This is a genomic window from Marinobacter sp. W-8, from assembly GCF_044342215.1.
Taxonomy (GTDB): Bacteria; Pseudomonadota; Gammaproteobacteria; order Pseudomonadales; family Oleiphilaceae; genus Marinobacter; species Marinobacter nauticus.
This window is the reverse complement of record NZ_CP172297.1, coordinates 3,215,816-3,239,272: the sequence shown is the minus strand read 5'-3', so window position 1 is coordinate 3,239,272 and position 23,457 is coordinate 3,215,816. Positions and strand designations below refer to the sequence as shown.

The window sequence follows — 23,457 nt, the reverse complement described above, 5'->3', positions numbered from 1 at the left end:
TCAGCGTACCGGCTCGCTGGAGATAGACCGGGTGAGCATATCCATGGTGTGACGAATGAGTGCTTCGGAAGGAAACTCCCCGGCCTCGGTGGATTCCGCCTGGCACAGCATGATCACGCCATGCAGGGCGCCGCGCAGGTAAAGCGCGGTTTGCGCTGGCGACTGGATACGGTCGCGGCTGATGGTGCCGTCTTCCAGGCCAAGATGAATCGCCGCTTCCATCAGCACCATCAGTTCGTTCTTTGAACACAGCATCTCCCTGGCCTGGTCTTCTTCCGCATCGGCGATAGCGGTGGAAGCCTTGGTCAGAGCGGTGAAGTAGTCCGGAGCTTCCACAAAGAAACGGTAATAAGCTTCTCCCATGGCGCGAATCTTCCCGAGCCCGGTATCGGTTGCCTGCATCGCCCGCTCAAACCGGGTCACCAGATCCTGCCCGGCCCGCAGCATGATGCCTCGCTGGATGGCGGCCTTATCCTTGAAATAGACATAGAGCAGAGCCCGGCTCAGACTGGCTGTGCGCGCAATGTCGTCCATGGAGGTGCGGTCGTAGCCCTTTTCTGAGAATACCAGTTCGGCGGCGTCCAGAATGGCGTCGTACCTGGCCTGTTTTTCCCGTTCCCGTCGTGACTTCAGCGGTTCATTCATTGTGATCCCGAGCTTTCCGGCTTTGGCTGCATGATAACTGATAACTGATGAAAGCCGATTATTGACAATTTGTCAAAGAGTGACATGATGTCGGAAACAATGGGCAACCTCCGATGGACCGGAGGTCACAATCAACCTGTTCAGGGAAAGGGGCTGGAACACTATGTCTCTCACACTACGTCACTCTCCGTTTGTTCTGGCCAGTGCGCTGCTGGCCGTGCTGTCTGTCTCCGGCTGCCGCGGTGGCGGCACCGAATCCGGCGAAAACGCTGAAAATACGCCGGTCGCCGTGCGGGTATCCGCTGTCACCGGGGGCCAGATGGAAGAAATCCCTCTGCGGTTTTCTGGCATTGTCCGTGCGGCCCAGCGGGCAACCCTGACATTTCAGGTCAGCGGGACGCTGAAGGAACGCCCGGTTGAGCTGGGGCAGACGGTAAAGCCCGGTGATGTGCTGGCGCGTCTGTACAATCCGGCGCTGGAACCGGCGCGGGATTCCGCGGCTGCCCGCCTGGAGGAACTGAGAACCCAGTTTGAACAGGCTCAGCGGGAGTGGGAACGCTCCAGCCGGTTACATCAGCGAGGCGTGGTCTCGGAGCAGACGCTGGAACAGATTGCCGCCCGCCGGGACTCTCTCAGGGCAAGCATGGCGACGGCCGAAGCCTCACTGGCCGAAGCCACAAGGCTGCTTGAGGAAAGCGTTTTGAGGGCGCCCTTTGCCGGGCAGGTGGAAGCATTGCTGGTGGAGCGGGATGAGTTCGTGGGAGCCGGGCAGCCGGTCATGCGCTTGTCCTCGCCGCTGGGGCGGGAAGTGGAAGTGCGGGTGCCCGCGCACTTGCTCGGCCATGTCCGGATTGGTCAGGAGTTACCGGTTTGGCTGGTGCAGGACCGCAACCGTGAACCTGCCACCGGCACTGTGGTGGAGATTGCCCAGGGCAGTTCCATCCGTGGGGAACTGCATCCAGTATTGGTCAGCCTGCCGCCCAATTCCCTGTCCTCTGGTGAGCCGGTGGAAGTGGGCATTGCCCCGGTGCGGGAATCTGCCATTACCGTGCCCCTGCTGGCGGTCGTTCGCGACAGTACCGGCACCAGTGTGTTCCGGGTGCAAGACCAAGTGGCTCAGCGGGTTCCAGTAGAGGTTGACCGGGTGATCGGTGAGCGTGTCATGGTGCACCCCGGCGCATTGAGCCCGGGAGATCAGGTGGTGTATGCCGGTATGACCCGGCTGGTGGATGGTGACACCGTGGAGGTGCGCTGATGACCCGCCGACTGCTTAATTATCAACGCTTGCTGGGCATGGTGGTGACCATGCTCTGTCTGCTCGGTATTGCCGCCTACAGCACCATGCCCCGTCAGGAAGATCCGAGTTTCCCATACCGGGCCGGTATGATCACGGTGAGTTATCCCGGTGCCAGTGCCGAGGCGGTTGAGCGCCTGGTGCTTCAGCCGCTGACCGATGAGTTGCGCCAGGTCGAAGAGCTGGACTGGAGCCAGGGCACCGCCAGAACCGGCGTGGCACTGGCCCGGCTGAAACTCCGGGACCGCATCTATGACACCGATTCGGCGTGGGATCGGGTTCGTCAGGCCATGGAGCGGGCGCGCCAGGATTTCCCCGATGATGTGGGCCTGATGGAGCTGGATGACCGTTTGATCGACATCCCGGCCGTGGTGCTGGCCGTGGGCGGTTCACCCTCAGTGACTGAGCTTTCGGAGGTGGCCGAACGCCTGAAACAGAACCTGCTGGATATCCCTGGCATCTCCCGCATTGAACTTGAAGGGGATGCCGACGAACAGATTACCCTGGCACTTGACGACGCCGCGCTGTATCGCCTGGGAGTTCCGCCCAAGCGGATACTCGACACCCTGGCCCGGCGCAACCAGACCATCCCCGGTGGCTTCGTGGTGGTGGAAGGCAAACGCCTGTCAGTGTTGCCGAACACTGAGTTCACGGATATAGACGCGATTCGCGCCACACCCATCGAGCTGCCAGACGGCTCCCAGGTGCCCCTGGCCGCGGCCGCAGAGGTATGGCGTGGGCCGGCCGAGCCCCGGCAGCCAGAGACCTGGTTCGACGGCGAGCGGGTGGTGTTGCTGTCAATCATCATGGAAGAAGGTTCCACCGACGCCATCCGCTTTGGCGAGCGGATCCGGGAACGGCTGGACCAGGTGCGTCCAGACTTCGAGCCCTACCAGCTCCGCGAGATGTTTTTTCAGCCCGACAAGGTGTCTGACCGGCTGGATGACCTGGCCTGGAGCCTGGTGCTGTCGGTACTGATCATCGTGGCGGTGGTATTTACCGGCATGGGCATCCGCATGGGCCTGCTGGTGGCGTCCATCCTGCCCATGGTGGCCCTGATCAGCGTGGGGCTCTACGACCTAGGGGGCGGGGTGTTGCATCAGATTGCCGTCATCGGGATGGTCATTTCCCTGGGTATCCTGATCGACAACGCTATTGTTATTGTGGAAAACATACAGGGCCATCTGGATGAAGGCATGCGCCGGCTGGATGCCCTGCGCAAAGCGGTCGGTGAACTGGCCGGGCCGTTGGGTGCGTCTACCGGTACAACACTGGCCGCTTTTGCACCGCTGTTGATGGCCAAGGGTGGCGCCGCGGATTTCACCCGGGGCGTACCGGTGATGATCATGCTCACCCTTTCGGTCAGCTACCTGCTGGCGATTTCTGCGGTGCCCCTGCTGGCGGCGCGTTTTCTGAAGCCCCGGAAAAACCTTCACAAAGACCGGCTTATCGGCCTGGCCAGCTACCTCGGTGGCCTGGTGTATCGGCACCCGGGCCGGTTGATCACCGCCGGCGCCCTGCTGGTGGTGATCAGCCTGGGCATGACCCCGTTCATGGCCCAGCAGTTTTTCCCTAACGCAGACCGCCCTCGTGTCATCGTCGAGATGTACATGCCCGAAGGCACCGATCAGGCCCGAACCGCTGAAGTCGCCGCGGTTCTGGAGCAGGCTATCCGGACGCGGCCAGAGGCACTGGAGGTGCACCGCTTTGTCGGCTTTACCGGGCCCTCGTTCTATTACAACCTGCAGCGCTCGCCACAGGCGCCTAACCGGGCAAGGCTGGTGGTTCGCACGCCGACGCTGGCCGATACCACCGACCTGGTGAAATGGATCCGCCACGAGGCCGCCCGGTCGCTGCCAGAGCTGGATATCACCGCCGGGATTCTGGGGCAGGGACCACCGCGGCCTGCGCCGGTAGAAGTCCGTATCTTCCATCCGGACGACAACGCCCGCGCCCGAGCCACCGAGCAGGTCTATTCCATTCTCAGGGGTGTTGAGGGCACGGTGGATGTTCGCCATGATCTCGACATTGGTGTGCCCAGCATCGCCATCAATGTGGACGACGCCACCGCCGCCCGCTATGGCCTCACCCGAGCCGATGTTGCCCAGAGCCTGTATGGCCAGAGCTACGGCGCCGTGGCTGAGCGTTATCGACAGGAGGACGACCCGATACCCATCGTGTTGCGCTCCCGCGAAGGCACGTCGTTGTCACTGTCGCGCCTGCTATCTGTGAATACCTACAACGACCAGGGCGATGCCATTCCGCTATCCGCCGTGGCCACGGTGGAAACCACCTGGGAACCGGCGGCGGTTTACCTGCGCAACGGGGTACGGGTGAATACGGTCAGTGCCAATCTGGAGGAAGACTACAGCTTCAGCCAGGCGCTGGACGGCCTGTATGCGGGCCTGGAACAGAACCCGTTGCCGGCGGGCACGCGACTGGACATGGGAGGAGATGCCGAAGGTTCTGACCGTGCCAACTCCGCACTGCTTACCGCGGCACCGATCGGCATGCTGCTGTTGCTGTTCTTCCTGCTGTTGCAGTTCAACTCCTTCCGGCGGGTGGGCATTATCCTGCTGACCGTACCGCTGGCAACCGTGGGCATCTTTCCGGGGCTGGTTCTGTCCGGCTCGCCCTTCGGTTTTCAGTCGCTGCTGGGGGTGATTGCTCTGGTTGGTATCGTGGTGAACAACGCCATCGTCCTGCTGGACGTAATGGATCGGGAGCTGGAACGGGGCCGAGCCATTGCCGATGCGGTGCGCACCGCTGTGGAACGCCGTACCCGGCCCATCCTGCTGACCACCGCAACCACCGTGGCCGGCCTGCTGCCGCTGGCGTTCTCAAGTTCCACCCTGTGGCCACCCATGGCCTGGGCCATCATCAGTGGTCTGCTGGCTTCGACGGTCCTGACCCTGCTGGTGATACCGTCAGTCTGCACCAAACTGATCAAGCTGCCGGTGGGCGAACCCGAAAACGCGCCGGCCTGATCCCGGTGCCATGTTCAGGGTCGCTCACAAAGAGCTGGCCCTGTACACCTCCCTGGCTCGAATCATCAACCCGACGCGCTGGCCCACAGGCACTGCCGGGTTCGGAAACACCACCGCCTCCGGTGCAGTGCCGACTCGATAGCAATCCTGATCATCCTCCCAGATCACCGTGCCGGGCTGATACTCGGTAAAGTTCGCCACATTGTCCGGCACATGAAACCGGAAAGCCGGCCCGGTATTGAGCACCTCATGCACCACCTCAAACACCGTCAGATGATCAAATGGTGGCTGCACTGCGGGCGCTGCCTCGCCCCGGAAACGCCGGCGCAAGGCTCGCTCAATGCCTAGGAACCGTCGCAGATCATTCCGGCCAAACGGCTCCACCTTGCCCAGTTCAATGGTAAAACTCTCCGCCTTCAGAGTGCTGGCAGTGAACGATGAAAACACTGTCGACTCCTTATGCTGCAGCAACAAGGTTTCCACCTCTGCCTCCAGCAGGAACGCACACTGGCCGGCCGGAACCGACCGCCCTTCCACAAACGGGTACAACGCAAAGCGCTCCCGTTTCGACGGGCGAATAGCGGTATGCAGATCATAATGGCTTAACGCCAGGCCCTGATGCGCCATCGCAAACTGCCGACACATCTCCTCCAGAAACCGAGCCCGCCGGCCCTCCGCAAGCCCGGAATATTCCGGTTTGCCATGGGCGCCATTGAACAAACGGTTCATGTTCACATCCAGAAACCGCTCACCCGCCACCATTGCCGGAGGGTTGCCCAGGATCAGCAGCAGCGGGCACGCCAGCGACCACTCTCCGGAAAACAACTCCGACACCAGCATGTTGAGCACTTCAATCGGCGCCGTCTCATTGCCATGCACACCGGCGGAAATGATCAGGGCTTCCTGATTCGGGTTAGCCCTGTCAGCCGGTGGCGTCAGCCACAGAACCCCGTTGGCCTTGCGGGAAATCTGGGTGCCATCGGGCAGGGTAGTTTTGGTTTCGGGCAGATCAGCGGAAGCGTTGGCGAGGGTATGGCTAAGCCAGTCCGGATGGAAATCAAAAAGACGATTCGAAGCGTTCATCGATACCCCGCAAAAGGTTCGGGGTCAGCCGGCGGGAACGTCTTCCGGGAATGTCGAAGGCCAAGGATGGCCTTCGAGAAGCGCACATGGATGTGCTCGTAGCGGTTCCCGGAAGACGTTCCCGCCGGCTGGCCGTGCACCAGGATTGGATGATGGGTTGTAGGGCGCTGCTCAGGAATTAACCGGCCGCTGATGCCGCAAAAGATGGTTTTCCAGCTTGCGGAAAGCAAACACCAGAATAAACGTCAGCGCCATATAACAAAGCGCCACGAAAATAAACGCATCGAACGGCGCATAAAACCGCGAATAGATGTTCCGCGCTGCCCCCGTCAGATCAACAATGGTGACCACACTGGCAATCGCACTGGCGTGCAGCATGAAAATCACCTCATTGGAATAGGCCTGAACCGCCCGACGCGCCGCGCTTGGCAGAATGATCCGGCGCATCCGCAGAAACCAGTTCATGCCATAGGCTTTCGCCGCCTCGATTTCACCATGGGGCGTCGACATAATCGCCCCCCGGATAATCTCCGTGGTATAGGCCGCGGTATTCAGCGTGAAGGCCAGCAGGGCAGGATACAGAGGTTCCCGGAAGATCTCCCACCAGAACGTCTCCTGAATCCCCGGAATCTGCGCTACTCCATAATAGATAATGTACAGCTGGATCAGCAGCGGCGTGCCCCGGAACAAATAGGTGTAGATCCAGATTGGCCCGGACACCAGCGGATTCCGGACCGTACGCAGAATCGCCAGCGGCACCGCCACCACCAGGCCGATGACCAGCGACAGAAACACCAGGTGTACGGTCGTCACCAGACCGTCCCAGTACTCCATCAGCGTCATGGCCGTGAAAATTTCGTTCTTGTTCAACCACTCGGCAATGAAATCAGGCATCGTTTAATTCCCCTGAACCACGCCGACATTGGCTCGACGATCAAGCCACTTGATAAACAGCTCCGACCCCGCCGTCAGCGCCAGATACACGGCAGCCACCGGTACGAAGAAGTGGAAAGGCATGCGCTCCGCCTTGGCGGCTTCCTCCGCCACCCGAACCATATCGGTCAGGCCGATGATGGACACCAGCGCTGTGGTCTTGAGCAACACCTGCCAGTTATTGCCGATGCCCGGCAGGGCATGGCGCAACATCTGCGGGATCATCACCCGCCGGAAGGTATGCCAGCGGGAAAAGCCATAAGCCTTGGCTGCTTCAATCTGACCGACATCCACCGCCAGAAAGGCACCGCGGAAGGTCTCGGTCATGTAGGCACCGAAAATCAGGCCGATGGTTACCACGCCGGAAATGAAAGGATCAAACTGGAAGAAAAAGTCGATACCGCGGGTTTCCCACAGATAATCCGAAAGCATGTTCACCGCTACCTGGCCGCCATAATAGAACAACAGCATCATCACCAGATCCGGAACCCCGCGAATCAGCGTGGTATAGGCGGTTGCGATGCCGGCGGCAACACGGCTGCCGGAGAGTTTTGCGCTGGCACCAACCAGGCCAAGCGCCAGGGCCAGGGCCAGAGACAGGAAGGCCAACTCAATGGTGATGACCGCTCCTTCTGCGAGGGCCGGGCCATAGCCTTTCAGATCAAACATGGGAGTATCCGGTCAGCGGGGGCGACGTGGCGCCGCCCCCGTGGTCATTACATCTTGATATCGTAGTTAAAGTACTTCTTCATGATGGTGTCGTAGGTGCCATCTTCCTTCAACGTGCGCAGGGCGGCGTTTACTTCATCGGCCAGGTCGGCATCACGCTTGCGCATGGCAACGCCCACACCTTCACCCAGTTTCACAGGCTCGCCCACTTCCTTGAAGCCGTCTTTGGTCAGAACGGTCTGCTCACCTACCGGATAGTCAACAAAGACCACATCCAGACGCTGGCCTTCGAGGTCCAGTACCATGTCGTCAGCGGTGGTGTAGCGCTTGATTTCAACAATGCCACCCATGTTCTCTGTCACGTAGGTGTCCATGGTAGTACCGCGCTGCACGCCGACAGTCTTGCCTTTCATGGCATCCATGTCGGTTACGTCGGTGCTGAAATCGTTGGGGCCGAACCAGCCGCCCGGGGTGTTGTAGTACGGCTCGGAGAAGAGCACGCGCTCGGCACGCTCCGGTGTGATCGACATGGAAGACATGATCAGATCAAACTTACGAGCCAGCAGGCCCGGAATCATACCGTCCCATGCCTGAATGACGAATTCGCAGTTGGCGTTCATCTCTTCACACATGGCGTCCGCCAGCTCTACTTCAAAACCGGTCAGCTCACCGTTTTCGTCTTTGTACTCGAATGGCTCGTAGGGCACATCAAAAGCAATGCGCAGGTTTCTTTCCTGAGCCTGGGCCGTACCGGCAACCAGGGCCAGGGCGCAACTTGCTGCAACAATCAGTTTTTTCATGTGTCACTTCTCCAGTAATTTGCCACAAAGGCTTTATTTTTTATGGAAGTTTCGGGAGCTTTTCTTCAACTCCTCGTCCAACACCGATTCAAGATAGCACTGGTGTTCAGAACTTGGGAGCAAGAAATTGCTTCATACGCTCGGAATCCGGGTTGTCAAAAACCTTGTCCGGGGTTCCCTGCTCCTCAATCACGCCCTGATGCAAAAACAGGACCTGGCTCGACACATCCCTTGCAAACGCCATCTCGTGGGTGACCACGATCATGGTTCGGCCTTCCTCGGCCAGACTCTGCATAACTTTCAGGACCTCGCCCACCAGCTCCGGGTCCAGGGCCGAGGTTGGCTCATCAAACAGCATCACTTCGGGTTCCATGGCCAGCGCCCGGGCAATGGCCGCCCGCTGCTGCTGTCCGCCGGACATCTGTGCCGGGTAGTAGTCCTTGCGTTCGTAGATGCCGACCTTGTTCAGGTAGGCCTCTGCGCGCTCAATCGCTTCTTTTTTCGGAATCTTCAGAACGTGAACCGGCGCTTCGATAATGTTCTCCAGCACCGTCATATGGGACCAGAGATTGAAGCCCTGGAACACCATGGAGAGGCGAGCCCGGATCAGTTCCACCTGGCGGTTATCGGCGGGCACCCGCTCACCTTTGCGGTTCTCGGTGAACCGGATTGGGTCGCCGTGCACAATAATGTCGCCGGAGGTGGGGGTTTCCAGCAGGTTGATGCAGCGCAGAAAGGTACTCTTGCCGGAACCAGAACTGCCAATCAGGGAAACCACATCACCCTTGCGGGTTTCCAGAGAGATGCCCTTGAGAACTTCCAGCTTGTCAAAGGTCTTGTGGATGTCCCTGCAAATAAGAGGCGCTGGTTCCGCCATGGCTGGCTCCTGAGACTGTCATACAAAGGCGCATGTTTTACGGACTGTTGCCGTGGAAATCAATACCGCTTTGTTGGGTTTTCGTGAATTTCAAGGCGGGTTATTGAAGGTAATATTGGCCTAATTGTTGATCAATGCAAACATTTTGGCGTCTCAGTCGTCTGAGCTGGCGTTAAGTAATTCCTGCAGATCGTCCGGCGCGGGAATACGAAGCAGCTCGTCACCTTCTTTCTCCATGTCCTTCATGGTTTTTCTCACAAAGCACACGTGCGCCATTGCGATTTTACGTGCCTGGTCTGGCTTTGAGGCCATGATGGCTTCATACAGCTGCCTGTGCTGGCGCATAATTTTACGGCGCATGTCTTCCCGGGGGTTCAGGTTGGAGACCGAGGCCTGAACTGTCAGCAGCATCATGTTTTTGAGCCCGTTCAGGATGTGCACAAGAATGGGGTTGTGAGAGGCTTCGACAATGGCCAGGTGGAATCCGTGGTCTGGTCTTGCATTGCTCAACGGGTCGGTGTCTTCCAGCGCCCGGAAAGCCTTGGTTAGTCGGTGGCGATCAAGGTTGTTGGCCCGCTGTGCGGCTAGAAAAGCTGCTTGCCCCTCAAGCTGTTCTCTTACCTCCAGCAGGTCGTAAAGCGTTCTGGAATGGCCTTGATACAGGTACATCAGAGGATTGTCGGCGCCCCGCACGTTCGATTCGGGGACGATGCTGGCCACAAAAGACCCCTTGCCGTGGCGTGTTTCAATCACGCCACGGGCTTGCAATTCATGCAGCGCTTCTCTGATGACAGACCGTGAGACACCCAGCCGCTTAACGAGTTGGCGCTCGGACGGCATCTTTTGTCCGGGTGCAAGGCCCCCATCGAGAATCAGGTGCTCAAGCTTGTAAGAAATCTCTCTGGCTATGCTCATGCTTTCAGCTGGTCTGACCAGTTACGGTTAATGTTAACAATTCTATGTCAGGGCACCAGTCACCAACAAATTTCATTTGTAGCGGCAGGTTAGACCTCAGAGGCTGTGGAAGTAAGTGACAAACTGGTCAGACCAGTTGGCAAAATGATGGACGGCTCAGCTGAGTAGGGTGACTATGATATGTCCATCTGTTTTGTAACAAAAAGCACCGGAGCTGAGACATGATAACGATCAAACGACTGGACCTTGATGATGCCCGCACTCTGGTAAAAGGCGCTGCTGACAAAGCTCGGGAGATCGGAGTACCCATGTGCATCGCGGTCGTGGACGAATCCGGAAATCTGATTGCCTTCGAGCGAATGGATGGTGGAAAAACATCCAGCGTGGTTGTTGCGCAGGACAAAGCTTTCACAGCCGCTGCCGCACGCAAAGCAACACACGAATACAATGCTGCCAATGTGCCAGGCAATCTGGCTTTCGGAATTCATACTGAGGTGGGAGGACGCCTTAGTACTGTTGGAGGGGGCCTTCCGGTGATAGTGGATGGCGAGGTTGTCGGCGGTATTGGTCTGAGCTCTGGCACGCCTCAGCAGGATATGGATTGTGCTCAGTGCGGTATCGACTATTTTTTAAGCAACTACAAATAGAAAACTGAGAATGCTATGACAACCAAAGCAAAAGTCAGCAAATCCCGGCTGGCGGAGCAGTTCCGGGCCTTTATTGACCCGGACTTCGTCATCACCGATGACGAAACCCTGAAACCCTATGAGTGCGATGGCCTGGCCATGTACCGGGAAATGCCCATGCTGGTGGTGCTCCCGGAAACCGTGGAGCAGGTGCAGCGGGTCATGCGTATATGCCACGAACACGGTGTGCCGGTGGTGGCCCGTGGTGCCGGTACCGGTTTGTGTGCCGGTGCCATGCCGCATAAGGAAGGGGTTGTGCTCTCGCTGGCCAAGTTCAACCGGATTCTGAACATTGATCCGATTGGTCGCACCGCACGCCTGCAGCCGGGTGTCCGTAACCTGGCGATCAGTGAAGAAGCCGCACAGTATGGCCTCTATTACGGTCCGGATCCTTCTTCTCAGATCGCCTGCACCATTGGCGGCAACGTGGCCGAAAACTCCGGTGGCGTGCACTGCCTGAAATACGGCCTGACCGTGCACAACATCCTCAGTGTGGAAATGATTACCGCCGAGGGGGACCGGGTGACGGTCGGCAGCGATGGTCTGGACAGCTGTGGTATGGATCTGCTGGCACTGCTCACCGGCTCTGAAGGGCTGCTGGGCGTGGTCACCGAGGTGAAGGTGAAACTGCTGCCCAAGCCGGAAGTGGCACAGGTGATCATGGCGGGCTTCGACAGCATCGAGAAAGCGGGCGACGCGGTGGGTGGTGTGATTTCCCACGGCATCATCCCCGGTGGCCTGGAAATGATGGATGGTCATGCCATTGTCGCGGCCGATGACTTCTGCGGAGCCGGGTATCCACGGGATGCCAAGGCCCTGCTGCTGTGTGAAGTGGACGGCACCGAAGAGGAAGTGCACGAACACATCGCAGAGGCCGAAGCGCTGTTCCGTAAGCTGGGCGCGACCTCCATTCGCACCTCACAGAGTGAGGAAGAGCGGGCGCTGCTGTGGAAAGGGCGCAAGTCGGCCTTCCCGGCGGTGGGGCGTATCTCGCCGGATTATTACTGCATGGATGGCACCATTCCGCGTCGTTATCTGGCCAAGGTATTGCTGGAAATGGAAAAGATGTCAGAAGAGTTCGGCCTGCGGGTGGCGAACGTGTTTCATGCAGGCGACGGCAACCTGCACCCGCTGATCCTGTTTGATGCCAACGTGCCGGGAGAGTTTGAGCGCACCGAGGCGTTCGGCAGCAAGATCCTGGAACTCTGTGTTGAGGTGGGTGGCTGCATCACCGGTGAGCATGGCGTGGGCGTGGAGAAAATTCGCCAGATGGCGGTGCAGTTCAATGACGACGAGCTACAGCAGTTCCACGATGTGAAGGCGGCCTTCGACCCCACCGGAATTCTGAACCCGGGCAAAGGGGTGCCCACCCTGAAATTCTGTCAGGAATACCGCTCCATCGAGCACAAGCAACACAAGCACGAAGAGGCGGACACTGCCCATGGCTGATCAGATCCAAACGATACAGGAGCAGGTGCTCCAGGCCCGCAGGAACGGGCAGAAACTCAACATTGTCGGCGGCGGAAGCAAGTCCTTTATGGGGCGCCAGAGCGATGCAGATGCCAGCACTCTGAGCCTTGCCGAGCACACCGGCGTGGTGGAATACCATCCGGTAGAGCTGGTGCTGACGGTACGCGCCGGTACCACCGTGCAAGAGATTGAAGCGGTGCTGGCGGAGCAGGGCCAGTGTCTGCACTTTGAGCCGCCGCATTTTGGCGACGCATCCACCATCGGTGGCACCCTGGCCTGCAACCTGTCCGGCCCCGCCAGGCCCTGGACGGGCTCGGTGAGGGATCAGGTGCTGGGTATTCGCTTGCTGAACGGCAAGGGCGAACACCTGCGTTTTGGTGGCCAGGTGATGAAAAACGTGGCGGGATATGACGTTTCCCGTTTGCAGGCCGGCGCCATGGGAACGCTCGGGGTGATCACCGAAATCAGTCTGAAAGTCATGCCGAAGCCGGCGGCCACCGTTACCCTGGTGCGGGAGATGGCCATGGACGAGGTGGTGGAATACATGAACCGCCGTGCCGGTGAGCCCAAACCCATCACCGGTGCCTGCTGGGTAGATGGCAAGGTGTACCTGCGCCTGGCCGGTGCAAAATCAGCGGTTGAGGCGACCGCTGAGAAGTGGGGTGGCGAGGTTATGGCTGAGGGTGACCAGTTCTGGCGAGAGGTTCAGGACATGCAGCACGGCTTCTTTGACGATCCGGAAGCACCTCTCTGGCGGTTCTCCCTGGATTCCACCGCCAGAACGCCGAAGCTGGACGGCCCCTGGATGATCGACTGGGTTGGCTCCCAGCGATGGTATCGCGGCCAGGCCTCACTCAGCGATCTGGAGCCACTGGCTCGTGCTGCGGGTGGTCAGGTTAGTCTGTTCCGGGGTGGTGATCGCACTGCCGAAGTGATGCAAAGCCAACCCGAGGCGCTGAAAGCCATCCAGCGCCGCGTGAAACACTCGTTCGATCCCGACGGCATTTTCAATCCTGGCCGTCTCTATAGCTGGTTGTAATTATGCAAACGAATCTGGTTCAACAATTTGCCAATGATCCCGAAGGTCAGGAAGCGGAGCAGATACTCAGGGCCTGTGTGCATTGCGGTTTCTGCACCGCGACCTGCCCAACCTACCAGGAACTGAACGACGAGCGGGACGGGCCCCGTGGCCGCATCTATCTGATGAAGATGTTCCTGGAAGGCGGCGAAGTGACCGAGAAAACCCGCGAACACCTGGACCGCTGCCTGACGTGTCGAAGCTGCGAAACCACCTGTCCCTCCGGTGTGAAATATGGCCGCCTGGTGGATATCAGCCGTGGCTTGATGGAGAAAGAGCTGCCGCGTAAGCCGCAGGAAAAATGGTTGCGCTGGGCGCTGACCCGCTTCCTGCCGGACCGCCGGCTGTTCGGGTTGATGCTGCGTCTGGGCCAGGCCTTCCGTCCGGTCCTGCCGGAGAAGCTGCGCACCAAGGTACCACCGCGCCGGCACGCCAGCCCCTGGCCCTCGTCGAGCCACAGCCGTGTGGTTCTGGCCCTGGCCGGCTGTGTTCAGCCGTCGGCTGCGCCCAATACCAACGCGGCTGCGGCCAGGGTGCTGGACAAGCTCGGCGTGACCATGGTGGAAGCCCCCGAGGCAGGATGTTGTGGTGCGGTGAACTATCATCTGTCGGAGCATGAGCGTGGTCTGGAACAGATGCGTCGCAACATTGATGCCTGGTGGCCCGCCATCGAAGCCGGAGCCGAGGCCATCATCATGACTGCGTCAGGTTGTGGTGCCATGGTTCAGGATTACGGCCATCTGCTGAAAGATGACCCGGTCTACGCCAATAAGGCAAGGAAGGTCAGCGAGCTGTGCACTGATCTTGGGGCGTTCCTGTTGAAGGAAGACCTGGAGCCCCTGAAGGCCAGTGCCCAGGCGGGCAAGGTGGCGTTCCACTGTCCGTGTACCCTGCAGCATGCCATGAAACAGAATGGGGTGGTGGAGCGGGTGCTCACCAAGGCGGGTATCGACCTGGCGGCCACCAAAGACAAGCACCTGTGCTGTGGCTCGGCGGGTACCTATTCCATTACCCAGCCGGAGATGAGCCAGAAGCTGCTGGATAACAAGCTCAAGGCGCTGACGGTGGATAACCCGGTACGGATTGTCACGGCCAACATTGGCTGCCAGTTGCACCTGGAGAGCAAAGCAGACGTACCGGTGAACCACTGGATCGAGTTGCTGGACCGCTGACCCGTTCCTGAAAGTGGCGCTGGCTTTCGGTATAGTTATCAGCGCCTGTCCCGCTGCTGTGATGGTGGCGGGGCTCTCCCTCAAACTACTCACAGGATGTGAACCCATGCCAAGGAAACTGGCCCTGAGCCTGCTTTTCGTTACCGCGGCAGCGCCCGCCACTGCTGAAATCTACCGCTGGACCGATGCCAACGGGTCCATACACTTTTCCGATACGCCACCCAGGCAGCTGCGACATTCCAGTGTTTCGGTGAAACCACCGGTGACCGTCCCCATGGGCGAAAACATCCGCCAGGCCGACCGGGTGCGGCAAAGCCGGGCTGAAGTGGAACGCTTGCTGGCTCCCGGCAGCAAGGATCGCTATGCCCAGGCCAGAGAGGCAAAAAAGCAGGCGCAACAGTGCGAGAAATATCGGAAGCAGTTGGACCGGATTCAGGGCCAGTTGCGAGCTGGTTACAGCAATGATCGAGGCAATGGCCTGCGCCAGAAACGACGCAAACTCAGCCAGCTCTATAGCCGGGAGTGCATGCTCGACCAGAACTGATATCCGCGCTGGCTTCGGAAACCGCGCATTGCGGTCCTTTCTTGAATATTGTTAGCTATCTATCTAGTCAGCGGAGGTAGCACTTGTCTCATTTTCAGCTCGCGTTATTACTTGGTATGACCGTCGCCCTGGGGCCTCTGGCTCTGGATGCGTATTTGCCAGCGTTCCCCGATATTGCCGACGGATTTGGTATTCCCCACGCGGATGTGGGCCTGACTCTGAGTGCCTATGTCGCCACCCTTGGTCTCGCCCAGCTGGTGGGCGGGCCTTTGTCGGATCGCTATGGTCGCAAGCTGATACTTTTCGTTGGACTGACCATTTTCGCCATTGCCGCGATGATGATTGCTGGTGCTGATACCTTGGCGGAGTTGGTGGGCTGGCGGATCGTGCAGGGCATCGGCGGTGCTTTCTGTGCGGTCTCGGTGCCGGCGATTGTCCGGGACCAGGTGGGCGGACAGGAAGCCGCGCGCCTGTTCGGCCTGATTGGCCTGATCATGTTTATTGCCCCGGCTGCGGCACCTTCACTCGGTGCGTTGATGCTCGCGCTCGGCGATTGGCACTGGATCTTCGTATTTCTGGCCGGCTACGCGCTCTTGCTGGCGGTCGTGCTGCAAATTGCCCTGTTTCCCAGGTTGAAACCCAGGCCCCAGGCAACGACGCCGGTGAAAACTCTGGTGACCAACTACCTGCTGGTGCTTCGCCACGGCACAACTATGCGCTTTATCGGGATTCAAGTGATGTGCTTCAGCACCATGCTGCTGTTCATTACCCACTCGTCGTTTATCTACCAGGAGTGGTTCGGCCTGTCCAACGCCAGTTTCTCCATGCTGTTCGCGGCCAATATCGGATTGATGGCGGTGCTGAATCTGGTCAACCGGCCGCTGTTGCGGCGCGTCCCATCAGTCATTCTGTTGCGGGTACAGGTTATGCTGCAGTTCCTGATGCTGGTCGGGTTGGTTACCGTGGTCATTCTGGACGGGCCGTTCTGGGCGGTGGCGTTGTTCATCATTGGCGCCATTGGCTGTCAGGGCGGGATCGTGCCCAACAACATGGCCAACGCTCTGGAGTTCTTTCCGCATCTGGGCGGAACCGCCGCCGCTATGCTGGGCGCCTCTCAATTCACCCTGGCCGGAGGGATCAGTGCGCTGTCATCGGCTTTAGGAGGTGATGCACTGCTGCCTATTGTGCTGAGCATGCTGGCCTGCTCGGCTGGCGCGGTGGTGCTGGCGGCCGGAGCTCCAGCCGCGATTGCCCGGGAAAAGGCCAGGGCCGAAACCCAGGCCTGATACCGCTCAGGGATTGCGGCGCACATTGACCAGTAACGGGCTACCGGTGGCCGGGTCGTGAATCAGGTCGCAGCTTACCCCGTAGAGTTCCTGCACCAGTTCCGGTGAGACAATCTCCGCCGGAGCGCCCTCCTCAATAATGGTTCCATTTTTCATGGCCACCATATGGTCCGCATAGCGACAGGCACTGGCCAGGTCGTGCACCACCATGGCGATGGACTTGCCTTGTCCGCTCAGTGCCCGGATCAACTCAAACACTTCAATCTGGTGGCCCAGATCCAGGGCCGATGTAGGTTCGTCCAGCAGTAACAGCGGCGTTTGCTGGGCCACCGCCATGGCAATCCAGGCCCGCTGGCGTTGCCCGCCAGAGAGAGTGTCCAGTGCACGGTCAGCCAGTCCGGCAACATCGGCGGCCTGTATCGCCTGATCGAAGGCCCGTTGGTCTTCTTTCGACCACTGTGCCATCCAGCCCTGATGAGGCTGACGGCCGAAGCGCACCAGGTCGGCAACGGTGAGGCCTTCCGGGGCGGTGTTGTCCTGGGGTAGCAGGGCCAGTTTCCGGGCGACCTCTTTGGACGGCAGGCGATGGATATCCTTGCCGTCCAGAAGCACCGAGCCGCCCTTGGGCGTATGAATCCGGGCCAGGCCATTCAGCAAGGTGGATTTTCCGCAGCCGTTGGGGCCCACGATGGCGGTGACCTGGGCCGTTGGCAGATGAAGGCTCAGATTCTCCGCTACAACAAACTGACGGTGCGCCAGAGTGATGTCGTCGGCGGCAAGGGTCGCGGTTTGGGGTTGGCTCATGTCAGGCTCCGTGGCGAAGGTCTCAGCAGTATCCAGAGCAGGTAAGGGCTGCCGACGATGGCGGTAATGATGCCCACCGGAATTTCCAGCGGCGCAAACAGCGTGCGGCCTAACAGGTCGGCAACCAGCATGAAGCTGGCGCCCGCCAGGGCCGCAGCCGTGAGCGGAACCTTGCCCGGGCGGCACAGGGCCCGGGCAAGCTCCGGCGCCAGTAGGGCAATCAGGCCAACCGGCCCGCAGACCGATACTGCCAGGCCCGTGAGCATCACCGCCAAACCCAGGCCGATTATGCGGGTGGCTTTCAGTCGTGTGCCCAGGGCAATGGCCACCGCATCCGTGAACTGCAAGGTGTTGAGGGCCCGGCTGAGGCTCATCAGAATCAGGTAGCCAGCCGCAAGGCCCAGTCCGAGCACCAGCACACTCTGGCCGGAACGGGCATTCAGACTGCCCACGGTCCAGGGATAGGCCGCATTGGCGGCATCAATCGCCACCCGACTGAGCATTACCTGGGTGACTGCGCCCGCGATGGCTCCAATACCGATGCCGGCGACGATAAAGCGATAGCCGCGGGTACCATTGGCGCCCGCCAGACCGAAGGCGATCGCCGTGGCGGCTGCCGCTCCGGCCAGTGCCATGGCTGATGGCGCTAGCGATAGTCCCACACCCACCACCGACGCGACGGCAAAGGCGGTAGCCGCGTTATCGATGCCGATAATGCCCGGTGTCGCCAGACGGTTACGGGCCAGGGTCTGCATCAGGCAGCCGGCCATGGCCAGCGCCGCGCCACTCAGTAGTCCCGCGATTACCCGGCTCAGACGAAGCTCGTTGATCACGAAATCGGTCATCGGGTCTGCGTGGCCGGCTAATGCCCTGAGGGTATCGAACAGGGAAACCTGCACGGTACCGGTGGCCAGCGAGATGATGGTTGCCAGGACTAACAGCCCGAGCAGGGCGGTATTAACCAGCGTGTTGCGTTTATCCGGCATGGCGAATCCTGCGGTCATAGCGAAGGCATCCGGCCGGCCCGGACAATGGCCAGCAGCACCGGAGCGCCAATCAGCGCGGTAACCACCCCCAGAGGCATTTCGGCGGGCGCGGCAATCAACCGGGAAACCACGTCGGCACCCAGTACCACGGCGGGGCCAACAGGCACACACAGCAAGAGGGTCTTGCGGATATCGGGCCCGGAAAAGGCCCGGGCAATAAACGGCACCACCAGTCCGACAAAGATCAGCGGCCCGGCCAGGGCCGTTGCCGAGCCCACCAGCAGAGCAACCGTGAAAGTGATCAGGAAGCGGATTCGCCCCGGATGATGTCCCAGCCCAACGGCCGCTTTTTCGCCCAGGGCCATGGCTGCCAGTGGTCGTGCCGCGATAGCAATCAGAACCAGGGCGAGCGTGATGGAAGGAAGCGTTGCCCAAAGTATGGACAAGGGTTTGCCGGCCACGCTGCCGGTAATCCAGAAGCGAATCTCATCGGCGGCGCGCTGGTCCATCAGCATCAACATGGAGGTCAGAGCCAGCAGCAGACCGGTCATGGTGGCCCCGGCCAATACCAGACGCACAGGATCATTGCCCAGGCCCTGCACCCTGGTAGCGGCAATCACCAGGGCACAGCCAGCAAGCGCTCCAAGCTGGGCGGCCAGGGTGGTGAGAGTAGCTGTGGTGGCGCCCAAGAGGATGGCCAGGGCCACTGCAAAGCCACTGCCAGCACTGACGCCCAGCAAGCCCGGCTCGGCCAGTGGGTTGCGGGTCATGGACTGGAGCAGGGCACCGGCCAGGCCCAGTGCGAGGCCGGTGATCAGGGCAATGATGGTGCGGGGCAGCCGAAGCTCGGTGACCACGAACCAGGCTTCCTCCGTGCCATTGGCCATCAGCGCCGCCATGGCATCGCTGGCAGACACCGGACCGGCGCCATAGAGCAGGCTGGCCAGTACCACCAGCAACAATAGAAATCCCGCAGCCAGAAGCGGCGGGAAAAAAGCGCGAGACGCAACCACGCTAGTCGGGGATAGAGCGTTCAACATTGGGCGCTTCAGGGCTGAATGGCAGTGACCGCGGCTTCGATGTCATCAAGAATGGCCAGTACCGCAAGAGGTCCGGTAGCGCTGGTCCAGAGTTGCCCGCTGACGGTGATCACCCGGTCGTGTTCAACCGCATCCAGGCGGGCAAAGGCCGGGGATTGGCGGGCTGCCTCCAGTGCTTTGTCGCCATCTTCATTCAGTGTCGCCAGGAATACCCAGCTTTGATCCATGCTGGACAGGTTCTCCAGGCTCAGTGGTTCGCTATGGGGGCGACCTTCTTTAACCAGATCATTGTCATCTATCCGGAAGCCTACTGCCTGAAGAATCGAGGCCGAGAACAGGCCTTCCGCCATCACCAGGGGCCCCTGGGGCATCCAGCGAACCAGAGTGGCATCTCGCTGGGCTTCCGGGATGCGAGCCGCCACAAGGGCGGCCACTTCGCCAATGCGGGATTCGACTTTGGCACGCACCTGCTCAGCGGCCTCTTCCTTCCCCAGGGCTTCGGCGAACAGGCGGGTTTCCCGTTCCCAACTGTCTGGCTGGAACATGGGAACATCTGACACGATCACCGGCGCAATCCGCGACAGCAACTGGTATTGCTGCTCATTGGTGCGCGGTGCTGCAAGAATCAGATCGGGCCGGACGGAGATAACCGCTTCAATATTGGTTTCGGCCGGTGCGCCCACAATAGCGATATCGCCTGCCCGGGACTTGATGTAATCGGCAACGTCGCTGCCGCCACGGGTAATTACAGCACCCACTGGGTTGGCATCGACAGCCAGTGTCGTGTCCAGGGCCCCCTCGTACAGTGTGACTACGCGCTCTGGCTGGCCGTTGACCGTTACCGGGCCATAGGCCGTTTCCACAGACCGGCTATCCGCGAGACTGGCACCCACACCCATGGCGGAGAGCGTCAGTACGGCAATGGAACGGAGAAGCGTCTGTTTGAGGGCGTGAGTGCGGCATGTCATGGTCAGTGCGCTCCGGCAGCGGGGTGTTAGATAGCTTGCAAATTTTAATCGAAAATAATGATAATGGTTCTCGTTAAGGTTTTAAAGTGATAAATTGGAACGGTCAGTTGCAAATGATGGAACCAAATCATGTATGACTTGCAGGAGCTGGAAGCTTTCGTGTCGGTAGTGCGCACCGGCAGCCTGACCGCCAGTACCCGGGATCTGGGACTACCCAAGTCCACTCTCAGCCGCCGGATTCGACAACTGGAGGAGAATGTGGGGCAGCCACTGTTGCTGAGACAATCCCGGAAGATCGTGCCGAACGATGCCGGGCGTGTGTTCTACCGCTACTGCAACGACATTCTCGAGTTGGTGGTGCAGGGGCGGGAGGCACTGGACGAACTCAAAGCCGAGGTAACCGGCAAGCTGGAATTGCGCTGCCACGAATCGTTTGTGCGTGGCTGGTTTTCCGGGGTGGTTGAGTCCTTTATGGCTGACCATGACGACCTTCGTGTTGCGATTCACACCCAGAGGAACGTGCCGGAAGCGGTCGAGGACGGTGTGTGTATCTGGCTGGGCGAGACCGGCGAGACAGCGCTGCGCCAGGAGGTGCTCGGTGTACTCAAGCAGGGTATTTTCGGTAGCCCGGCCTATTTCCGGCAGCACGGCAAGCCGGCTGCGCCGGGAGAGCTTGCCCATCATCCCTGGGTGGATCTGCTGGGTATGGCAGACACCGGGGTGATATTGCACCACTCCCGCCAGGGCAATTTTCCGCTGTCGCTACCGGACCGTCGGTTTACCGTGGACCAGTTCAATGTGCAGGGTGATGCCATTGCCGCGGGCCGCGGCCTGGGCTTGATGCCGGTCTGGCTGGTGGAACGTCGGCTGACGGCTCATCCCGGCAGTTTTCAGTCCTGTCTACCGGAGTGGTATGGACCCGACCTGCCAGTGACCTTGCTTTATCCTCATGGTGTTCTTCCCCGTCGGGTGCGGGCCTTTATTGCTCATCTACGAAGCTGTATCCCGGAGGAATGGACTGGAGGCGGTGGTACTGCCACACAGGCTGTTCCGAAAAGCGGAACGCATCATTCCAACACCTGAACCCTTGCGCTGTGTTAATGTTCATGCCACTGATAATGATTCGCAAATGCGAAAACTGATACATCGTGAACGTTGCATAACACAAGGAGTTATTCATGCGCCGTCGTTTTCCTTTGCTGGCGTCAGCGGTTGCCCTGGCCAGTGTCAGCACCGCAAGTCTGGCCCAGGCTGAGCCCGTTGAGCTGGGTGAAATTGTGGTGACTGCCGCTGGCTTTGAGCAGAACATCTCGGATGCGCCGGCCAGTATTTCGGTGATCTCTGGCGAGGAGCTGGCGAAGAAGTCCTACAAGAGTATTGTCGATGCGGTGAATAACATCCCGGGAGTGTACGTAACCGGTGGCGGTGGTGCGCAGGATATAAGCATTCGGGGGATGGACGACAGTTACACGCTTTACCTGATCGATGGCCGGCCGGTGTCGGCCGGGCGATCGGTCAACACCAACGGCCAGGATGGTGGCAAGCAGATCGCGTTGCCGCCGATTTCAATGATCGAGCGGGTGGAAGTCATCCGTGGGCCTATGTCTTCGCTCTATGGTTCTGAGGCCATGGGGGGCGTTATCAACATCATCACCCGTAAAAACCGTGGTGAGTGGGCGGGCACTATCTCATCCGAGTACACCAAATCTCTGAACGATGTCAGCAACGACAGCCGGCAGACCAGCCTGTTTGCCGGCGGCGCATTGGTGGAGGACCTGCTCAGTGCGGAAGTGAATGCTGCCTGGGGAGGGGATGATGAGAGCGATTTTGCCGGTGCCGATGACTCCGCACGCAGTACCCCGGAAAGCAAGCGCAAGCAGGGTGGTGCCAAGCTGATTCTGACTCCGGATAGTCGCAACGAATTTGCCCTGAGTTACGACAGCTCCCGTCTGGAAGAGACCAGCACACCCGGCAAGAGTGTGGCAGAGGATGAAACCGGCTCAAACTACATCTATGACAAAGATGTATACGTGCTGTCTCACGCCGGCAACTATGGCGATTGGTTGACCCGGAGCTTTATCCAGCATGACCTGTCCGAGCGGGTACAGGATCAGACCAAGAAAGAGAAAGTATCGATGCTGGATACCCAGGCTACACGGTTCTGGGGCGACCATGTGCTGACGGTGGGTGGCCAGTACAAAAAGGAAAAGCTGACCGACGAAACCAACGGTTTGCTGACATCCAATATTCCAGGCGCCGTCCGCAGTGTTGATCGCTGGATCGCTGCGGTGTACTCGGAAGTGGAGTGGGGGCTGACCGAGCAGTTGTCGGTGACCACAGGGCTGCGTTACAACGACGACGAGCTGTTTGGCGGTGAGTTTTCACCAAGGGTTTACGCACTTTACGATCTGACGCCAGAGCTGACCCTCAAGGGTGGGGTGTCTACGGGATATCGTCAGCCGGGTCTGGCCGATGTGACCGAAGGCTTCGGCCGTGGCACTGGCGGCGGTGGCTCACCTGCGCCGCATCCACGGGCATTGATCATCGGCAACCCGGAACTGGATCCGGAATCCAGTATCAGCTACGAGGCGGGAATGGTGTTTGATAGCCGGGCCAAGGGGCTGAACGCCAGCGTTATGCTGTTCCAGACCGATTTCAAAGACAAGATTGCCGAAGACCGGCTCTGTGAGTCTCCCAATGGGGATCGCGATGACCCGGCCACCTGGGTCTGCAGCTTTCAGGGCAACGATTACCTGTTCCTGAGCACCCGGGCCAACATCGACGAAGCCGAAATGCGAGGCGTCGAACTGACGCTGGATTACCGGCTGACCGACGCGGTCACTCTGAATTCCAGCTACACCTACACCGACTCTGAACAGAAGACCGGGGAATACAAAGGCGAACCGCTGAACAAAATTCCCGAGCACATGGCTAACGCCAACCTGGACTGGCAAGCGAATAACCGGCTGAATCTTTGGTTCCAGGCCAACTACCGTGGCGAAACCAGCGATTACCTTGGCCGCCGTAGCATGTCAGATGGCACGCCGGGTTACACGCTGATGGATGCCGGCCTGCTTTACCAACTGACCGATACTGCCCGGGTGACCGCGGGTCTGTACAACCTGGCTGATAAAGAAATCACCAATGATGACTATGGCGTGGTGCTGGATGGCCGTCGCCTGAACCTTGGCCTGGCGGTCGACTTCTGAGGATAGTAACC

21 protein-coding genes are annotated in these 23,457 nt (G+C 59.7%); 10 read left to right on the top strand and 11 right to left on the bottom strand.

Features of this window, described 5'->3' with window-relative positions:
• Complete coding sequence (locus ACF8YQ_RS15135; RefSeq protein ID WP_014422565.1) at positions 1-645, bottom strand: TetR/AcrR family transcriptional regulator; 645 nt, start codon at positions 643-645, stop codon at positions 1-3.
• 163 nt (positions 646-808) lie between these two features.
• Here ACF8YQ_RS15135 and ACF8YQ_RS15130 point away from each other — a divergent pair, with 163 nt between their 5' ends.
• Together ACF8YQ_RS15130 and ACF8YQ_RS15125 are read left to right on the top strand one after the other, a co-directional pair.
• Positions 809-1,900 carry an efflux RND transporter periplasmic adaptor subunit gene (locus ACF8YQ_RS15130; protein WP_396621876.1) on the top strand — a complete coding sequence of 364 codons (1,092 nt, stop codon included), beginning with the start codon at positions 809-811 and terminating at the stop codon, positions 1,898-1,900.
• Positions 1,900-4,926, top strand: coding sequence for an efflux RND transporter permease subunit (locus ACF8YQ_RS15125; protein ID WP_396621875.1), 3,027 nt, complete (start codon positions 1,900-1,902; stop codon positions 4,924-4,926). The genes ACF8YQ_RS15130 and ACF8YQ_RS15125 overlap by 1 nt, the downstream gene beginning before the upstream one ends.
• A gap of 24 nt (positions 4,927-4,950) precedes the next feature.
• Here the strand turns inward: ACF8YQ_RS15125 and ACF8YQ_RS15120 are convergent, their stop codons facing one another.
• The 6 genes from ACF8YQ_RS15120 to ACF8YQ_RS15095 form a co-directional block, all read right to left on the bottom strand.
• The gene (locus tag ACF8YQ_RS15120; RefSeq protein WP_396621874.1) at positions 4,951-6,009 is read right to left on the bottom strand and encodes a succinylglutamate desuccinylase; all 1,059 of its coding nucleotides are present in this window, start codon (positions 6,007-6,009) and stop codon (positions 4,951-4,953) included.
• Positions 6,010-6,180: 171 nt separating this feature from the next.
• Positions 6,181-6,903 carry an ABC transporter permease gene (locus ACF8YQ_RS15115; protein ID WP_014422561.1) on the bottom strand — a complete coding sequence of 241 codons (723 nt, stop codon included), beginning with the start codon at positions 6,901-6,903 and terminating at the stop codon, positions 6,181-6,183.
• 3 nt (positions 6,904-6,906) lie between these two features.
• Positions 6,907-7,611 carry an ABC transporter permease gene (locus tag ACF8YQ_RS15110; protein ID WP_014422560.1) on the bottom strand — a complete coding sequence of 235 codons (705 nt, stop codon included), beginning with the start codon at positions 7,609-7,611 and terminating at the stop codon, positions 6,907-6,909.
• A 47-nt stretch (positions 7,612-7,658) separates the two neighbouring features.
• A complete protein-coding gene (locus ACF8YQ_RS15105) occupies positions 7,659-8,411 on the bottom strand; it encodes a transporter substrate-binding domain-containing protein (protein WP_014422559.1) in 753 nt (250 codons plus the stop codon).
• A gap of 106 nt (positions 8,412-8,517) precedes the next feature.
• Positions 8,518-9,288 carry an ABC transporter ATP-binding protein gene (locus ACF8YQ_RS15100; RefSeq protein WP_022990754.1) on the bottom strand — a complete coding sequence of 257 codons (771 nt, stop codon included), beginning with the start codon at positions 9,286-9,288 and terminating at the stop codon, positions 8,518-8,520.
• A gap of 153 nt (positions 9,289-9,441) precedes the next feature.
• Complete coding sequence (locus ACF8YQ_RS15095; RefSeq protein WP_113879253.1) at positions 9,442-10,203, bottom strand: FCD domain-containing protein; 762 nt, start codon at positions 10,201-10,203, stop codon at positions 9,442-9,444.
• 221 nt (positions 10,204-10,424) lie between these two features.
• Between ACF8YQ_RS15095 and ACF8YQ_RS15090 the strand changes: the two genes are divergently transcribed.
• The 6 genes from ACF8YQ_RS15090 to ACF8YQ_RS15065 all read left to right on the top strand — a co-directional run bounded on the left by ACF8YQ_RS15090 (position 10,425) and on the right by ACF8YQ_RS15065 (position 16,439).
• Positions 10,425-10,850 (top strand): heme-binding protein, encoded by a 426-nt coding sequence (locus ACF8YQ_RS15090; RefSeq protein WP_113879254.1) that lies wholly within the window; start codon positions 10,425-10,427, stop codon positions 10,848-10,850.
• A 15-nt stretch (positions 10,851-10,865) separates the two neighbouring features.
• Entirely contained in the window at positions 10,866-12,338 is a 1,473-nt protein-coding gene (locus ACF8YQ_RS15085) for an FAD-linked oxidase C-terminal domain-containing protein (protein ID WP_396621873.1), read from the top strand.
• A complete protein-coding gene (gene glcE, locus ACF8YQ_RS15080) occupies positions 12,331-13,398 on the top strand; it encodes a glycolate oxidase subunit GlcE (protein WP_396621872.1) in 1,068 nt (355 codons plus the stop codon). Before ACF8YQ_RS15085 ends, glcE begins: the two co-directional genes overlap by 8 nt.
• Before the next feature lie 2 nt (positions 13,399-13,400).
• On the top strand, positions 13,401-14,609 hold the full coding sequence (gene glcF, locus ACF8YQ_RS15075; RefSeq protein WP_396621871.1) for a glycolate oxidase subunit GlcF: 1,209 nt from the start codon (positions 13,401-13,403) through the stop codon (positions 14,607-14,609).
• A 106-nt stretch (positions 14,610-14,715) separates the two neighbouring features.
• Complete coding sequence (locus tag ACF8YQ_RS15070) at positions 14,716-15,153, top strand: DUF4124 domain-containing protein (RefSeq protein ID WP_396621870.1); 438 nt, start codon at positions 14,716-14,718, stop codon at positions 15,151-15,153.
• Between the two features lie 83 nt (positions 15,154-15,236).
• On the top strand, positions 15,237-16,439 hold the full coding sequence (locus tag ACF8YQ_RS15065; RefSeq protein ID WP_396621869.1) for a multidrug effflux MFS transporter: 1,203 nt from the start codon (positions 15,237-15,239) through the stop codon (positions 16,437-16,439).
• Between the two features lie 6 nt (positions 16,440-16,445).
• Here the strand turns inward: ACF8YQ_RS15065 and ACF8YQ_RS15060 are convergent, their stop codons facing one another.
• Genes ACF8YQ_RS15060 through ACF8YQ_RS15045 form a run of 4 tightly spaced genes read right to left on the bottom strand, consistent with a single transcriptional unit; the run spans position 16,446 to position 20,237 of the window.
• Positions 16,446-17,243, bottom strand: a complete 798-nt coding sequence (locus ACF8YQ_RS15060; RefSeq protein WP_396621868.1) for an ABC transporter ATP-binding protein — start codon at positions 17,241-17,243, stop codon at positions 16,446-16,448.
• Positions 17,240-18,247: an iron chelate uptake ABC transporter family permease subunit gene (locus tag ACF8YQ_RS15055; protein ID WP_226374347.1), complete on the bottom strand. Its 1,008-nt coding sequence runs from the start codon at positions 18,245-18,247 to the stop codon at positions 17,240-17,242. The genes ACF8YQ_RS15060 and ACF8YQ_RS15055 overlap by 4 nt, the downstream gene beginning before the upstream one ends.
• Positions 18,244-19,269 (bottom strand): FecCD family ABC transporter permease, encoded by a 1,026-nt coding sequence (locus ACF8YQ_RS15050; RefSeq protein WP_396621867.1) that lies wholly within the window; start codon positions 19,267-19,269, stop codon positions 18,244-18,246. Before ACF8YQ_RS15050 ends, ACF8YQ_RS15055 begins: the two co-directional genes overlap by 4 nt.
• An 8-nt stretch (positions 19,270-19,277) precedes the next feature.
• Complete coding sequence (locus tag ACF8YQ_RS15045) at positions 19,278-20,237, bottom strand: ABC transporter substrate-binding protein (protein WP_396621866.1); 960 nt, start codon at positions 20,235-20,237, stop codon at positions 19,278-19,280.
• Between the two features lie 129 nt (positions 20,238-20,366).
• Here ACF8YQ_RS15045 and ACF8YQ_RS15040 point away from each other — a divergent pair, with 129 nt between their 5' ends.
• Together ACF8YQ_RS15040 and ACF8YQ_RS15035 are read left to right on the top strand one after the other, a co-directional pair.
• Positions 20,367-21,320 (top strand): LysR family transcriptional regulator, encoded by a 954-nt coding sequence (locus ACF8YQ_RS15040; RefSeq protein WP_222179431.1) that lies wholly within the window; start codon positions 20,367-20,369, stop codon positions 21,318-21,320.
• A gap of 95 nt (positions 21,321-21,415) precedes the next feature.
• Entirely contained in the window at positions 21,416-23,446 is a 2,031-nt protein-coding gene (locus ACF8YQ_RS15035) for a TonB-dependent receptor domain-containing protein (RefSeq protein WP_396621865.1), read from the top strand.
• The last annotated feature ends 11 nt before the right edge of the window (positions 23,447-23,457 follow it).